Genomic DNA, 14,770 nt, shown 5'->3' on the forward strand with positions numbered 1-14,770 from the left:
GATCAGGACTTGCAGTAGAGGTCGTACTCCGACGTGCCCTTGGGGGCGGCGGCGAGCTCTTTGACGCGCTGGTTGATGTCGGGGATCTGGGCGGCTTCGGCGGCGGTCACGGCGCACGGCTTCACGCTGGCGGCCGCATCGTCACCGGTGTCCTTCACGGCCGGCGGGTTGCCGGCGGCGATCTCGTCGGCGATCTCGAACGCCGAGGCGGGGTAGCCCTCGAGGAAGTACATGACGCTGCCCACGAGGTTGGGGTCGACGTTCGGGCCCGTGATCAGGCCGCCGTCCTGGCCCCAGCCCATGATCGAGCCGTCGCGACCCAGCTGGGTGGCGGCCTGGAGGGCGCCGACCACGGCCTGGTCGTTGAGGCCCACGACGAGGATGTTCTTGGCATCCGGGTGTGCGGCGAAGACGCCGGGAGCGTTGGCGAGCGAGGTCGTCAGGTTGCCGTCGGCCTCGTACTTGACGTAGTTGGCCTCGGGGATGTCGGGGCAGACCTTCGCGATGGCGTCAGCGGCGTTGCCCGTGCGCCAGGTGTTGATCTGGCCGGCGGCGGTGCCCTCGGCCTCGATCACCAGGTCGACCTTGCAGTCCCACTTCTCTTTGGCCAGGTTGCCGAGCGCGGTGCCGCCGTCGGTGCCCGCGGCGGCGTTGTCGACGCCCACGAAGTACCAGCCGGGCTGCGCGATGTCGAACGTGACCACCGGGATGCCGGCATCCGCGTACTTCTTGGCGATCACCGGGTTGGCGGACGGCTGGCCGTTGAACATCATGACCATGTCGACACCCTTCTGGATGAAGATGTCGGCGTTCTTCGTGGCGGTCGCCTCGCTGTTGTCGTTCGACAGCTCGACGAAGTCCCAGCCGCGCTGGTCGGCGAGGCCCTTGGCCACGTCGCCCTGCAGGTCCTGCCAGTCGGCGTCGGGCTGTCCGCCGGTCGCGAAGCCGACGGTGAAAGTGCCGTCGCCCGCGGCATCCGTGCTGTCGCCGCCGGAGGCCGACGATCCGACGGTGCTACAACCGGCGAGCATCAAGCTGGCGGCGGCGAGGCCGACCAGTCCGAGGCGGGCGAGTTGCCCGCGTGTGGTGGAGTGCGTCATTGCAGTGTTCTCCTCAGTGATTGGGAAGGGGTTGGTGTTTCAGGTGATGGTGGTGGTGTCCGCGTGTCGTCAGCGGACGACGGCCGCGGTGTCCTCGGGCGTCGCGACGTCCGCGGGAATGGCGCCGGTGATCAGACCGACGATGGTTTCGGGGGTGAGGTCGGCCACGTCGCGCGTCGCGATGGAGCGGCCCAGGCGCATCACGGTCACGCGGTCGGCCACGGTCACGAGCTGCTGCATGTTGTGGCTCACCAGGATGACGCTGACGCCGTGATCGCGGAGGCGGCCGATGAGGTCGAGGACCTGGGCCGACTCGCGCACGCCGAGCGCGGCGGTCGGCTCGTCGAGGATGACGATCTGGCGGCCCCAGAGGAGGGCTCGGGCGATGGCGAGGCACTGGCGCTGGCCGCCCGACATGCCTTTCACCGACACGTTGACCGATTGGATGCCCACGCCCAGTTCGGCGAGCACCTCGCGACTGCGCTTGCGCATCCCGCCGTCGTTGACGACGTTGAGCAGCCGGAGGAAGGGGTTCTTCGAGAGCTCTTCGCGACCGAGGTAGACGTTCTGCACGGCCGACATCGTGTCGACGAGGGCGAGATCCTGGTAGACCGTTTCAATGCCGGCCTCCAGGGCGTCGGCCGGGCGGCGGAAGTTCACCAGCTCGCCGCCCACGCGGATGTCGCCCGCGTCGGGAATCACCGCACCGGAGAGCACCTTGAGGAAGGTCGACTTGCCGGCGCCGTTGTCGCCGACCAGACCCATCACTTCGCCCTTGCGGAGCTCCATCGACGCGTCGGCGAGGGCGACGACGGCGCCGTAGCGACGCGTGATGTTGCGGGCGCTCATCGCGATCTCGGGTGTGGCGGGCGTGGTGTCAGACATCGGGCAACCTCGTTGTTGGAAGAAATCTCGAAGACGAATCTAAAACGTTCTAGGTAAAACGTTTCATTACGATAACCCCGAATTCGAAGACGTGCAAGCCGGAAGTTCCCGAGGAGGGATAGTGTGCTCGATATGTCTTCAGCAAAGGTGTTGTTCATCGGTGGCACAGGGATCATCTCCTCGGCGGCGAGTGCGATCGCGATCTCCCGCGGGATGGAGGTGACGCTGCTCAACCGGGGCTCGTCGCGGCGCGATCAGCCGGAGGGAGCGGAGATCCTGACCGCCGACATTGAAGACGCCGCCGCGGTCGACGCCGCCCTCGGGTCGCGCGAGTTCGACGTGGTGGTGGACATGATCGCCTTCACTCCCGACCAGGTGCAGCGCGACATCGACCGTTTCGAAGGACGCACCGGCCAGTACGTCTTCATCAGCTCGGCTTCCGCCTACCAGAAGCCCGTCAGCCGCCTCCCGATCACCGAGTCGACTCCGCTGCGCAACCCGTTCTGGCAGTACTCACGCGACAAGATCGCCTGCGAGAACCTGCTGAACGAGGCCTATCGCGAGAGCGCCTTCCCGGTCACCATCGTGCGGCCCTCGCACACCTACGACAAGTGGTCGCTGCCCTTCTACGGCGGCTGGGCGGTGGTCGACCGGATGCGCGCCGGCAAGCCGGTCGTGGTGCACGGCGACGGCACCTCGCTCTGGACGCTGACGCACACCGACGACTTCGCGAAGGGCTTCGTGGGCCTGTTCGCGAATCCGCTGGCCTACGGCGACACGTTCCAGATCACGTCCGACTTCGTCTACACCTGGAACGAGATCTTCGGCATCATGGCGACGGCGGCCGGCACGGCGGCCGACATCCGCTACGTCACGAGCCAGGCCATCGAGGCCGCCGCCCCCGAGACCGCAGGCCAGCACCTCGGTGACCGCGCCCACTCGGTGGTGTTCGACAATGCGAAGATCAAGGCCCTCGTGCCCGACTTCCGCGCCGTCATCCCCTTCCACCAGGGCGCCCGCGAAATGCTCGACTGGCACGACGCGAATCCCTCACTCCAGGTGATCGACCCCTACTACGCCTCCCTCTTCGACCGCCTGACCGCCTGACCGGGTCAGGCGCCGATGAGGCGTTCGGCGAGGTAGGCCGGGAGGCGGTCGAGTGAGACGCGCTCCTGCGCCATCGAGTCGCGCTCGCGCACGGTCACCGCCTTGTCCTCCAGGCTGTCGAAGTCGACCGTGATGCAGAACGGGGTGCCGATCTCGTCCTGTCGACGGTAGCGGCGGCCAATCGCACCGGCGTCGTCGAAGTCGACGTTCCAGCTCTTGCGCAGGTCGGCGGCCAGCTCGCGGGCCATCGGCGAGAGCGCCTCGTTCCGCGACAGCGGCAGCACGGCGGCCTTCACCGGGGCGAGCCGCGGGTCGAGCTTCAGCACCGTGCGCTTGTCGACGCCGCCCTTGGTGTTCGGCGCCTCGTCCTCGTGGAACGAATCGACGAGGAAGGCCATGAGCGAGCGGGTGAGACCGGCGGCGGGCTCGATGACGTACGGCGTCCAGCGCTCACCGGTGGTCTGGTCGAAGTACGACAGATCGGTTCCCGAAGCCTTCGAGTGCGTGGTGAGGTCGAAGTCGGTGCGGTTCGCCACACCCTCCAGCTCGCCGAAGGCGCTGCCCTGGAAGCCGAACTTGTACTCGATGTCGACCGTGCGCTTGGAGTAGTGCGACAGCTTCTCCTTCGGGTGCTCGAACAACCGCAGGTTCTCGGGATCGATGCCGAGGTCGGTGTACCAGCGGAAGCGCTCGTCGATCCAGTACTGGTGCCACTCTTCGTCTTCGCCCGGCTTGACGAAGAACTCCATCTCCATCTGCTCGAACTCGCGCGTGCGGAAGATGAAGTTGCCGGGCGTGATCTCGTTGCGGAAGCTCTTGCCGATCTGGCCGATGCCGAACGGCGGCTTCTGGCGCGAGGAGTTCAGCACGGCATTGAAGTCGACGAAGATGCCCTGCGCGGTCTCGGGGCGCAGATACGCCATCCCACTCTCGTCGTCGACCGCGCCGAGGTAGGTCTTCATGAGGCCCGAGAAGTTCTTCGGCTCGGTCCACGATCCGGGCTGGCCGGTGTCGGGGTCTCGGATGTCGGCGAGGCCGTTCACCGGCGGATGCCCGTGCTTCTCCTCGTACTGCTCGAGCAGGTGGTCGGCCCGGTAGCGCTTGTGCGTGTGGAGCGACTCGACCAGCGGGTCGGTGAAGACCTCGACATGGCCGGAGGCCTCCCACACCTGGCGGGGCAGGATGACGGCGGAGTCGAGACCCACGACGTTGTCCCGACCCTGCACCATGAACTTCCACCACTGGCGCTTGATGTTCTCCTTCAACTCCACACCGAGGGGCCCGTAGTCCCACGCCGACCGGGTTCCGCCGTAGATCTCTCCCGTCGGGAAGACGAATCCCCGGCGCTTGGCCAAGGCGATGACAGAATCGAGACGGGATGCAGGCATGTAGTTGACTCCGATATCTCCGCGCGGCCGGCTGCTCGCACTGGATCGACGACAATTCTAAGGGGGGACGATGACCGCCGAGAGCGACCCCGGCGCCGAGCGCGCGAAGGAACGGGCCGCGGAGCACTGGCTGCGCGCCAGAGGACTCCCCTATTTCGTCCCCTCGCGCGCCTGGGGCGACCGGCTCGCCGTGCGCATCGCGCCCTTCCTGGTGTTCCTGCTGCTGGCCGATGTCGCATTCTCCGGTCTCATCCGTTTCCAGGTCGTGATCGACGAGGATTCGCCCGAGCTCGCGCTGCTCCTTCTGTTCGTCGTGCTGCTCCTGACCCTGGCCGTCATCGCCGTACCGATCACACTGGCCTACCTCTCGGCCGGTCTCCTCCGCCGCTTCCCCGCCGCGGCCCTCCCCTGCACCATCGCCCTGCTGGTGCTCTGCCTGGTGGGCACGCCGCTCGTCGCCTCACTGACCTCCTCCGGCCTCGACGTGATCGCGATGATCGTCGTCAACGTCACCGCAGTCGCTCTGGCCTTCCTCCTCACCTGGATCGGCGTCGGCGCCCTGCTCGGGAGCGCCGCTCGCACCGCCCTCCGGCAGCTCGGGGCCGTCGGCACCCTCGCCACGCGGGCCCTGCCCATCCTGATGCTCGTCGTCGTGTTCGCCTTCTTCTCCCGGCCGCTCTGGGAGGTCACGAGCACGATGCAGCCCGCCCGGCTTGTAGCGGTGGGGGTCTTCTTCGTGGTCCTCGGACTCCTGTTCGCGGTGCCCATCACCCGCACCGAGATGCGTGACCTCGCCGCCACGTCGGGCCCTCCGCTCGGACGCCTCGAGAGAGCGAACATCGAAGCGGTCTTCGTGTTGGCACTGGGGTTCCAGGTGCTCATCTTCGCCGTGCTCACCTGCGTCTTCCTGCTGGTTCTCGGCGGTCTCGCCTTCTCGTCGGAGGTGCTCGAGGAATGGGTGGGACCGCGGGCCACCACACTCACCTTCTTCGGCATCGAGGTGCCGTTCACCTGGGCGCTGCTGAAGACCGCCCTCTTCCTCAGCTGCGTGTCGTCGCTCAACTTCCTCGTCTCGGTGACCACTAACCGGGGCTACCGCACCACGTTCTACGAGCCGCTCTTCCACGAGGCTCGTGAGGCGCTGCGCGTGCGCGCTGCCTACCGCGGAGCGATCGCCGGAACTCCGGACGAAGGAACTCCGGATGTCCCGGCACAGGCGGACGAGGACGAATCCGAGCTCCTCGGCATCCCCGAGCCCGGCATGGTCGAACCCGGTCGCGGGTCGGAATGACCGACTGGTTCCTGTCGATCCGCATCGTCGACGGCGCCTTCCTCTGGGGAACCTACGCGCTCGCGATCCTCGTCTTCGCGTTCCTGCTGCTGCGACGGCCGACGCGCCGCTGGGTCGTCACCGCCGCGGTCGCGGTGGGAGCCGGCATCCTGCTCGCCCTGCTGGCGACCTTCATCGTGCAGGACGTGCTCGACGTGTTCAACTCGCCGATGACGCTCACGGCGCGCCTCTGGATCGTGGCGGCCGGCGCATCCGTCGCCCTCGCCGTCGCGAACCTGTGGCGCTCGCGATGGTGGCGCAAGGTGGTCGCCGTGTTCGGCATCGGGCTTTTCGCGTGGACCGCGACACTCGGGATCTCGGCCGACTTCGGCGTGCTGAAGAACCTGGGCGACCTCCTCGACATCTCGATCGAGACACCCTTGGATGTGAGCGCGCTGGCCCCGCACTCCACGAATCCGCCCGGGCCGCTGTACGCGTCGTGGACTCCCCCGGCCTCGATGCCGGCGCACAGCATCCACGGCTCCCTCGAGATCCCCGCCTCCGATCCGGCGTTCACGCCGCGCGACGCGATCGTCTACCTGCCGCCCGCGGCCCGACTGCGGGATGCGCCGGCCCTCCCCGTCGTCGTCTTCCTGAGCGGCCAGCCGGGCGCCCCCGACGTCGCCGACATCGGGGCGAGCCTCGACAGGTTCGCCGCCGCTCACGACGGTCTCGCGCCGATCGTGGTGTCGGTCGACCACCTCGGCGGCAGCTCGGGCAACAACCCGCTGTGCGTCGACGGTTACCAGGGCGCTGCGCAGACGTACGTCAATCAGGATGTCCCTGCCTTCATCGCCTCGACCTTCAACGTGCTGCCGACGCGGGAGTTCTGGACGATGGCCGGGTTCTCGAACGGCGGCGAGTGCGCCATCAAGTCAGCGGCTCAGTTCCCTGCCGTCTGGGGCAACGTGATCGACATCTCGGGGGAGCTCGAACCCGATCTCGGCGGGGAGTCGGAGACCCTCGAGGACGGTTTCGGCGGCGACCAGGCCGCCTACGACGCCGCCAAGCCGCTCACCGTGCTGGAGGCCGGAGCGGCCGATCCGGCCACCGCGGCGCTGTACGCGGACACCGTCGCGATCTTCGCCGACGGGTCGGAGGACGAGCCGTACCTCACGGCGTCGCGCACGCTGTACGCCGCAGCCACGGCGGCGGGGATGGATGCCCACCTGTTCATCTCGCCCGGCACCGGCCACGAGTCGGCCACGATCGAGTACGGGTTCGACCACGCCTTCGCGGTGCTCTACCCGCGGTGGGGGCTGTCGCAGTAACCCTTTGCGCAGCGCCGTCTCTCGATGCTACCGTGACGCATGCACAACTCGAGCATTTCTCATGTCCGACAGCAGGCACTCCTGGGGGCACTCGCCGCCACCGGTGCGCTCACGCTGCTCGCCGCGCCGCTCTCCGCGAGCGCCGACCCCTCTTCCACGGTCACACCGCCCTCCTCCACGGTCATCCCCCACGACTCGACGGCCGGCATCGGCGCCGCCCCCGCGGGCATCGCCATCGACCAGAGTCTCGATCGCGCCTTCGTCACCAACTCGGGCGACGGCACGGTTTCGGTCATCGACACGGAGGCAAACACGGTGGTGGGGGTCATCCCGCACGACCTCGTGAACGGCATCGGCGACGGCCCGTCGGGCATCGCCGTCGACCAGAAGAAGCACCGCGCCTACGTGGCGAACCGAGGCAGCAACACGGTCTCGGTCATCGACACCTCGACGGCAGCGGTCGTCTCGGTGATCGCCAACCACCCGCACACCGGCATCGGCCACGAGCCGCTCGGAGTCGCCGTCGATGAGACCCGCGATCGGGCTTACGTCACGGAGTACGCCGACAGCCAGGTCGCGGTCATCGATACGAGCTCCGACAGCGTGGTCGCCATCGCGGTCGACAGTGGCGCGAATCGCGCGATCGTGGCGAACTCCGCCGACGACACCGTGTCGGTCATCGACACGAGACTGTCGGAGGCGATCATCGTCCTGAACGACCTCAGCTCAGCCATCGGTCACACCCCGACCGGTGTCGCGGTCGATCCAGCCAAGCATCACGCTTTCATCGCCAATTCCGGTGACGACACGGTCACCGTCATCGACACCCGCACCTTCACAGCCGACCGACTGCTCGGCTCGGCCTACGGCATCGGCGATGCGCCTTCGGCCGTCGCCGTCGACGAATCCCGCCGGCGCATCTACGTGGCCAATGCGGGCGACGACACCGTGACCGTGCTCGACGCCGACGACTACACGCGCGTGGCGGTGCTCGGTGCAGGAGAGGGCATCGGCGCCGATCCGTCCGCCCTCGCAGTGGAGCAGGGCAGCGGCGACTATTTCGTCGCCAATTCCGGCGACGGCACCGTGACCGCGGTGACCGGTTCGGTCTCGGTGACGCCCGCCATCACCACCCGCACCCTGCCCGACGCCCACCAGGGCTCCGCCTACTCCGCACCGATCCGCACCGTCGGCATCGCGAGCCCGAGCTTCGAGCTCACGGCGCCGAAGGGCGAGTCGTTGCCCGCGGGGCTGTCGATCGATGCGGTGACGGGGCTGCTGCAGGGCACGATCACGGCCACACCGGGCACCTACCCCGTCACCGTGGTCGCCAGCCAGGCGGGCGTGCGCCTCGCGACCGCGACCCTGACGCTGACCGTGCGGGACCCCGAGCTCTAGCGAGCGCCCCCGTCCGGCCGGCGCGCGCCTTCGATCCGTCGATGCGGGCGCGGGCCGGCAGGGGCGTTTCAGTAGCCGGCGAGCATGAGGTTGGTGGCGATGGTGATGATCAGCCAGATCACGACCATGACCGCTCCCGCGATCATGCCGATCAACGCCGGGGTGTTCTTGAAGCCGGCCTTCTTCGACTGCGAGTAGGCGACGGCACTGATGACGATGCCGATCAGTCCGAGGACGATCGCGGCGACCAGGCCGACGATGCCGAGCGTCTTGCCGGGGTAGTCGGTTCCCGCCGAGGGTGTGCGAAGGGTGGATTGGGTCACGGTCATCTCCTTGGGTTCATCGCGGCGGGTGCCGCTAGGAGATACTGACACGTTACATGAGCAAAGCTCAACTCGTGATCAGGAGGCTTTAGTGGCCTTCTTCGCTGCGGGCTTCTTCGCGGCGGGCTTCTTGGCCGGCGCCTTCTTCGTGGCGTCGGACCCCGACGAACCGGAGCGGCTCTTGTCGACCGAGCGCCGCAGCGCCTCCATGAGGTCGAGCACCTCACCGCCCTCGTCGCCCGAACCGGGCTCGCGGCCGAAGGTCTCGTCGGTGTCGACCGAGTCGCCTTTGGCGAGCTTCGCGTCGATGAGCGTGCGCAGCTGCTCCTGGTAGTCGTCGGTGAACTTCTCGGGTGCGAAGTCGGTCGCGAACTGATCGACCAGCGACATCGCCATGTCGAGCTCCTGCGACGACACCCGTGTCGGCTCGTCGAGAGCGGGGAACGCGGCCTCGCGCACCTCGTCATCCCAGAGCAGGGACTGCAGCACGAGCACGTCACCTCGCACACGCAGGGCGCCGAGCCGGGTCTTCTGCCGCAGCGCGAAGTGCACGATCGCGGTGCGATCCGTGGTCTCGAGCGTCTTGCGGAGCAACGCATAGGCCTTCGGCGACTTCGAGTCCGGCTCGAGGTAGTAGCTCTTGTCGAGCATGATCGGGTCGATCTGCTCGCTCGGCACGAACTCCACCACCTCGATCTCGCGGCTGCGCTCCTCGGGCAGCGAGGCGAGGTCGTCCTTGGTGAGGATGACGGTGCGCTCGCCGTCGTCGTAGGCCCGGGCGATGTCCTGGTAGTCGATGATCTTGCCGTCGATCTCGCAGCGGCGCTGGTAGCGGATGCGGCCGCCGTCCTTCTCGTGCACCTGGTGCAACGAGATGTCGTGGTCCTCCGTGGCGCTGTAGACCTTCACCGGCACGTTCACGAGGCCGAAGGTGATGGCGCCTTTCCAGATCGATCGCATACCCAATTAGACCCCGCACCGGCCCTTCTTGGGTAGAGGATGGAGCATGGCCGCCTCCCGGACATCCTCAGCGACTGATCAGACCGTGAGCGTGGGCGGGCACCGGCTGCGCATCACGAACCTCGAGAAAGTCCTCTATCCCGAGACGGGCACGACGAAAGCGGACGTCTTCCGCTACTACGCCGAGATCGCGCCGTTCCTCATTCCTCATGCGCGCAACCGCCCGGCCACGCGCAAGCGCTGGGTGCACGGCGTCGGCACGGCGGAGCATCCCGGCCAGGTCTTCTTCCAGAAGAACCTCGACGAGGGAACGCCCGACTGGGTGCGCCGCGTCACCATCCAGCACTCCGACCACACCAACGACTACCCGCTCGTCAACAACGCCGCCACCCTGGCCTGGTTCGCCCAGATCGCGGCCCTGGAGATCCACGTTCCGCAGTGGCGGGTGGATGCACACGGTCGCCAGAAGAACCCCGACCGCTTCGTGATCGACCTCGACCCCGGCGAAGGCACGGGTCTGCCCGAGTGCGTCGAGGTGGCGAAGCTGGCGCGGAGCATCCTCCAGGACATGGGGCTCGAACCGGTGCCGGTGACCAGCGGGAGCAAGGGCATCCACCTCTACGCAGCACTCGACGGCAAGCAGACCTCCGACGAGGTCTCAGCGGTCGCCCACGAGCTGGCCCGAGCGCTGGAGGCCGACCATCCGGACCTCGTCGTCAGCGACATGAAGAAGACGCTCCGGATGGGCAAGGTACTGGTCGACTGGAGCCAGAACAACGCCAACAAGACAACGGTGTGCCCGTATTCGTTGCGCGGCCGATCGCGGCCGACGGTCGCCGTTCCCCGCACCTGGCGCGAACTCTCGGGGCGGGGGCTCCGCCAGCTGGAGCTCGACGAGGTGCTCGACCGGATGAAGCGGCGCGCCGATCCGCTCGCCGAGAGCGCCGAGGCCCCCGGGGCGCTCGAGGCGCCCGGCGGCGTGTGGCACTCGAACCGAGGGCCGGAGGATCAGCCTGAAGCGCACCCGGAGAACCCGGCGCGCGCGACGGCCACAGGCGGTTCCGATCGTCTCGCGACCTACCGCTCGAAGCGCGATCAGTCGAAGACGCCCGAGCCCGTGCCCGAAGCCGCACCGCCGACATCCGACGGGCGCTCGTTCGTCATCCAGGAGCACCACGCCCGTGCCCTGCACTGGGACTTCCGGCTCGAGCACGACGGCGTGCTGGTCTCCTGGGCCCTGCCGAAGGGCGTCCCCGACGATCCGAAGGTCAATCACCTCGCGGTGCAGACCGAGGACCACCCGATGGAGTACGGCACCTTCGAGGGGTCCATACCCGCAGGGGAATATGGCGCCGGAAATGTGCTGATCTGGGATTTCGGCACCTACGAGCTCGAGAAGTGGCGCGACGGGAAGGAGATCATCGTCACCCTGCACGGGCAGCCGTCGGGCGGTCTGGGCGACCCGCGCAAGGTGGTGCTGATCCATACGGCGTCGGACAAGAACGGGAAGAACTGGCTCATCCACAGGATGGTCGAGAAAGAGCCCGGAGAAACGGAGGCACCCAAGAGCAGACGCCCGTCGAAGGCGTCACCCGCGAAATCGCCGGCGAAGGCGACCGCCGAGAGCACCGGCCTGTCGCTCGCCGCCCGATCCGGCAAGCTCTCCCCCATGCTGGCCACCCTCGGCACCGAGGCCGACATCGACGACGAAGACGAGTGGGCCTTCGAGATGAAGTGGGACGGCATCCGCGCCCTCATCACCATCGACGACGGCGCCGTGACCCTGCGCACCCGCAATGGCAACGACGTCACCGCCGGCTACCCGGAGCTGACGGATGCCCTCTCCCGGGTCTTCGCGGGCCGCTCGCTCGTGCTCGACGGCGAGATCGTGGCCCTCGACCATCGCGGTCGGCCGAGCTTCGGCCGCCTGCAGCAGCGCATGGGGCTGAGCAAGCCGCGCGACGTCGAGGCGGCGCGCGCGAAGGTGAAGGTCGACCTCATGCTCTTCGACATCCTCGAACTCGACGGGCGCTCGCTCGTGAAAGAGGAGTACACCGCCCGGCGCGAGATCCTGGCTGACACAGCCCCGGAGAGCGACGGGCCGCTGCATGTGCCTCCCGCGTTCCACGGCGACCTCGCCCACGCGATGGACTCCAGTCGACAGCTCGGCCTCGAGGGTGTGATGGCCAAGAGACGCGACGGCGCCTATTCGCTGGGCCGCCGCTCCCGCACCTGGATCAAGCTGAAACACCACCTGGCGCAAGAGGTCGTGATCGGCGGCTGGCGCCCGGGCAAGGGTCGTCGGGCGTCGCAGGTCGGGTCGTTGCTGATGGGCGTTCCGGATGCCTACGGCGCGCTCCACTACGTCGGTCGCGTCGGCACGGGCTTCAGCGACAAGGAGCTGGACGCGATCACCGCCAGACTCGAGAAGCTGAGCCGCAAGACCTCCCCGTTCGACGACGTGCCCTCGCTCGACGCCCGCGACGCCCACTGGGTGACCCCGAAGCTCGTGGGCGAGGTCGAGTTCGCCGAGTGGACCGGCGCCGGCCAGCCCGGCGCCGAGCGCCTCCGCCAGCCCTCCTGGCGCGGCTGGCGCCCCGACAAGTCCCCGTCCGAGGTCCGCCGGGAGTAGCGCGGACGCGGATGCACATCCGTGCGGGACTCTAGCCCACGCCCCACCCGAGTGGTACCGTCACGAACACGAGCCACGGCGACGAAATCGAGGAGGATCTCATGACCGAGAAGAACGAACGACGCGGGGAACGCGACGGCGAATACACCGACACGGAGGCCGAGGACGTCAACGTTCCCGAGCCCGAATCCGGTGAGTACACCGACAGCGAGATCCCAGGAGACGAGTGACCGTCGAGCGGGTTCGCAGCAGCTGAATACAAGCCGGAAGAGGGGTGGGAATAAACCGCCCCTCTTTCAACTTGACAGTCCCTCGCGCGGGAGTAGTGTCATCACTCGTGGTTAATGAAACCCGCTCGGCGAAACGCTGGTTGATCGGCGATCCGCTTCCCAGCGACAAGCTCGAGGGCCAACTCCTCCCCAAGCGGCTCGCCCTCCCGATTTTCGCGAGCGACCCTCTCTCCTCAGTGGCGTACGCGCCGCAGGAACTGCTCATGATCCTCCTCATCGGAGGACTTTCTTTTTTGACCTTCGCCCCCTGGGTCGCGGCGGCGGTCGTTCTGCTGCTCGTCGTGGTGGTGGCCTCCTACCGCCAGCTCGTGAAGGCCTATCCATCGGGTGGCGGCGACTACGAGGTCGCCCACAAGAACTTGGGCGAGAAGGCCGGCCTCGTCGTCGCATCCGCCCTCCTCGTCGACTACGTGCTCACGGTCGCCGTGTCGGTCGCCTCCGGGGTCGACAACATCATCTCGGCGATCCCGCAGCTGAACCCCTATCGCGTCGAGATCGCCGTCGGGTTCGTCATCCTCCTGATGGCCGTGAACCTCCGCGGTGTGCGCGAGTCGAGCAAGGCATTCGCCATCCCCACCTACGTCTTCGTCGGCAGTGTCGCCGTGATGATCGTGATCGGCCTCGCCCGCACAGCGTTCGGCGACGCTCCGATCGCCGAGTCGGCCGACTTCGGCGTCAAGGCCGAGCAGCTCACGCAGGCGGCGATGATCCTCCTGCTGCTGCGTGCCTTCTCGAGCGGATGTTCCGCCCTCACCGGCGTCGAGGCCATCTCGAACGGGGTGCCCGCGTTCCGCACCCCCAAGATCAAGAACGCGCAACGCACCCTGGTGCTCATGGGCAGCATCGCCATCTGCCTCTTCGCCGGCCTCACCGCGCTGGCCCTCATCTCGAACGTGCACTACGCCGAGGACGCCTGTCACCTGATCGGGTTCACGGATTGCGCCACCACTCCGCAGCGCAGCCTGATGGCGCAGGTGGCGGCATCCGTCTTCGGCAACAACAGCATCATGTTCTTCGTGATCCAGGCGGCCACCGCCGCGGTGCTGCTCCTCGCAGCCAACACGGCGTTCAACGGATTCCCCCTGCTCGGCTCGGTGCTCGCGAAGGACTCCTACGCCCCCAAGGCCATGCTGACCCGCGGCGACCGCCTCGTGTTCTCGAACGGGATGATCGTGCTGGCGCTCGCGGCCACCGCGATCCTCATCGTCTACCAAGCCAACCTGACGCAGCTCATCCAGCTGTACATCATCGGTGTGTTCGTCTCGTTCACGCTCGGGCAGACCGGCATGGTGAAGCACTGGATCGGCGTGCTGCGCGGGGGAACTCCCGATCGCGGCGCGGTCGTCCGATCGCTTGCCATCAACGCGGTGGGGGCCGTCTTCACCGCGATCGTGCTGATCGTGGTCACCATCACCAAGTTCACGCACGGCGCGTGGCTCGTCTTCGCGATCATGCCGGTGCTGTTCCTGCTCATGATGGGCGTGAACCGGTACTACCGCGACGTGAACAAAGAGGTGGAGGTCGACCCGACCACCACTTTCGGCGCCACCGGCGACCACGCGATCGTGCTGGTGGGGCGGATGCAGAAACCCGTGCTGAAGGCTTTGGACTACGCCATCGCGGCCCGTCACGACTCCATCGAGGCGGTGCACCTCGCCATCGACGACGAGCAGACCGAGCAACTCGAAGCAGACTGGCAGGCGATGAACATCGAGGTGCCCCTCAACATCATCGAGTCGCCGTATCGCGACGTGGCCGAGCCGCTCTGCCAGTACATCCTGAAGCACCGGGCCGAGCACGGCTCGGAGGTCGTGACGGTCTACACGCCCATCTACATCGTGGGTCATTGGTGGGAGACCATCCTGCACAACCACAAGGCGCGGCGCATCCGCAAGAAGCTGATGCTCGTGCACGGGGTGACCCTGGCCCTCGTGCCGTGGCTGCTCGATTCCTCCGAATTGCTCTACGGAAAGCGGTCGCGACCGCTGCCCGGTCAGGAGCGACGCGGCGAACCGATGCGCCCCATCGTGCGCAAGCCGCACACATCGGCTGCGGCAGCACGTAAACGCGCTCGGGGCTGAAAGCC

12 protein-coding genes are annotated in these 14,770 nt (G+C 67.5%); 7 read left to right on the forward strand and 5 right to left on the reverse strand.

Going from position 1 to position 14,770, the window contains the following annotated elements:
- Positions 1-2: 2 nt before the first annotated feature.
- Together ACFJGU_RS05075 and ACFJGU_RS05080 are read right to left on the reverse strand one after the other, a co-directional pair.
- Positions 3-1,100 carry a sugar ABC transporter substrate-binding protein gene (locus ACFJGU_RS05075; protein ID WP_382308224.1) on the reverse strand — a complete coding sequence of 366 codons (1,098 nt, stop codon included), beginning with the start codon at positions 1,098-1,100 and terminating at the stop codon, positions 3-5.
- A 69-nt stretch (positions 1,101-1,169) separates the two neighbouring features.
- Entirely contained in the window at positions 1,170-1,985 is an 816-nt protein-coding gene (locus tag ACFJGU_RS05080; protein ID WP_382308225.1) for an ATP-binding cassette domain-containing protein, read from the reverse strand.
- 132 nt (positions 1,986-2,117) lie between these two features.
- Between ACFJGU_RS05080 and ACFJGU_RS05085 the strand changes: the two genes are divergently transcribed.
- A complete protein-coding gene (locus ACFJGU_RS05085; RefSeq protein WP_382308227.1) occupies positions 2,118-3,092 on the forward strand; it encodes an NAD-dependent epimerase/dehydratase family protein in 975 nt (324 codons plus the stop codon).
- A gap of 5 nt (positions 3,093-3,097) precedes the next feature.
- On the opposite strand, the gene ACFJGU_RS05090 is transcribed toward ACFJGU_RS05085, so the two are convergent.
- Positions 3,098-4,480 carry a glycine--tRNA ligase gene (locus tag ACFJGU_RS05090; protein WP_382308229.1) on the reverse strand — a complete coding sequence of 461 codons (1,383 nt, stop codon included), beginning with the start codon at positions 4,478-4,480 and terminating at the stop codon, positions 3,098-3,100.
- A gap of 70 nt (positions 4,481-4,550) precedes the next feature.
- Between ACFJGU_RS05090 and ACFJGU_RS05095 the strand changes: the two genes are divergently transcribed.
- The 3 genes from ACFJGU_RS05095 to ACFJGU_RS05105 are packed head-to-tail and all read left to right on the forward strand — an operon-like array spanning position 4,551 to position 8,479.
- Positions 4,551-5,771: a hypothetical protein gene (locus tag ACFJGU_RS05095; protein WP_382308231.1), complete on the forward strand. Its 1,221-nt coding sequence runs from the start codon at positions 4,551-4,553 to the stop codon at positions 5,769-5,771.
- Positions 5,768-7,081, forward strand: a complete 1,314-nt coding sequence (locus ACFJGU_RS05100; RefSeq protein ID WP_382308233.1) for an alpha/beta hydrolase — start codon at positions 5,768-5,770, stop codon at positions 7,079-7,081. Before ACFJGU_RS05095 ends, ACFJGU_RS05100 begins: the two co-directional genes overlap by 4 nt.
- A gap of 39 nt (positions 7,082-7,120) precedes the next feature.
- On the forward strand, positions 7,121-8,479 hold the full coding sequence (locus ACFJGU_RS05105; RefSeq protein ID WP_382308235.1) for a putative Ig domain-containing protein: 1,359 nt from the start codon (positions 7,121-7,123) through the stop codon (positions 8,477-8,479).
- 68 nt (positions 8,480-8,547) lie between these two features.
- Here the strand turns inward: ACFJGU_RS05105 and ACFJGU_RS05110 are convergent, their stop codons facing one another.
- Together ACFJGU_RS05110 and ACFJGU_RS05115 are read right to left on the reverse strand one after the other, a co-directional pair.
- Complete coding sequence (locus ACFJGU_RS05110) at positions 8,548-8,802, reverse strand: hypothetical protein (protein ID WP_382308237.1); 255 nt, start codon at positions 8,800-8,802, stop codon at positions 8,548-8,550.
- A 78-nt stretch (positions 8,803-8,880) separates the two neighbouring features.
- On the reverse strand, positions 8,881-9,762 hold the full coding sequence (locus tag ACFJGU_RS05115; protein WP_382308238.1) for a Ku protein: 882 nt from the start codon (positions 9,760-9,762) through the stop codon (positions 8,881-8,883).
- 46 nt (positions 9,763-9,808) lie between these two features.
- Here ACFJGU_RS05115 and ACFJGU_RS05120 point away from each other — a divergent pair, with 46 nt between their 5' ends.
- The 3 genes from ACFJGU_RS05120 to ACFJGU_RS05130 all read left to right on the forward strand — a co-directional run bounded on the left by ACFJGU_RS05120 (position 9,809) and on the right by ACFJGU_RS05130 (position 14,765).
- Positions 9,809-12,394: an ATP-dependent DNA ligase gene (locus tag ACFJGU_RS05120; RefSeq protein ID WP_382308240.1), complete on the forward strand. Its 2,586-nt coding sequence runs from the start codon at positions 9,809-9,811 to the stop codon at positions 12,392-12,394.
- A 101-nt stretch (positions 12,395-12,495) separates the two neighbouring features.
- On the forward strand, positions 12,496-12,624 hold the full coding sequence (locus ACFJGU_RS05125; RefSeq protein WP_281242388.1) for a hypothetical protein: 129 nt from the start codon (positions 12,496-12,498) through the stop codon (positions 12,622-12,624).
- 107 nt (positions 12,625-12,731) lie between these two features.
- A complete protein-coding gene (locus ACFJGU_RS05130; RefSeq protein WP_382308242.1) occupies positions 12,732-14,765 on the forward strand; it encodes an APC family permease in 2,034 nt (677 codons plus the stop codon).
- Positions 14,766-14,770 lie beyond the last annotated feature (5 nt).

The sequence above is a fragment of the Herbiconiux sp. UC225_62 genome (genome assembly GCF_042694625.1).
GTDB lineage: Bacteria > Actinomycetota > Actinomycetes > Actinomycetales > Microbacteriaceae > Herbiconiux.

Coding starts and splice junctions, on each gene's coding strand:
- ACFJGU_RS05100 (WP_382308233.1), top strand. CDS start 5,768: ATGACCGACTGGTTCCTGTCGATCCGCATCGTCGACGGCGCCTTCCTC.
- ACFJGU_RS05115 (WP_382308238.1), bottom strand. CDS start 9,762: ATGCGATCGATCTGGAAAGGCGCCATCACCTTCGGCCTCGTGAACGTG.
- ACFJGU_RS05085 (WP_382308227.1), top strand. CDS start 2,118: ATGTCTTCAGCAAAGGTGTTGTTCATCGGTGGCACAGGGATCATCTCC.
- ACFJGU_RS05105 (WP_382308235.1), top strand. CDS start 7,121: ATGCACAACTCGAGCATTTCTCATGTCCGACAGCAGGCACTCCTGGGG.
- ACFJGU_RS05090 (WP_382308229.1), bottom strand. CDS start 4,480: ATGCCTGCATCCCGTCTCGATTCTGTCATCGCCTTGGCCAAGCGCCGG.
- ACFJGU_RS05075 (WP_382308224.1), bottom strand. CDS start 1,100: ATGACGCACTCCACCACACGCGGGCAACTCGCCCGCCTCGGACTGGTC.
- ACFJGU_RS05120 (WP_382308240.1), top strand. CDS start 9,809: ATGGCCGCCTCCCGGACATCCTCAGCGACTGATCAGACCGTGAGCGTG.
- ACFJGU_RS05095 (WP_382308231.1), top strand. CDS start 4,551: ATGACCGCCGAGAGCGACCCCGGCGCCGAGCGCGCGAAGGAACGGGCC.
- ACFJGU_RS05080 (WP_382308225.1), bottom strand. CDS start 1,985: ATGTCTGACACCACGCCCGCCACACCCGAGATCGCGATGAGCGCCCGC.
- ACFJGU_RS05125 (WP_281242388.1), top strand. CDS start 12,496: ATGACCGAGAAGAACGAACGACGCGGGGAACGCGACGGCGAATACACC.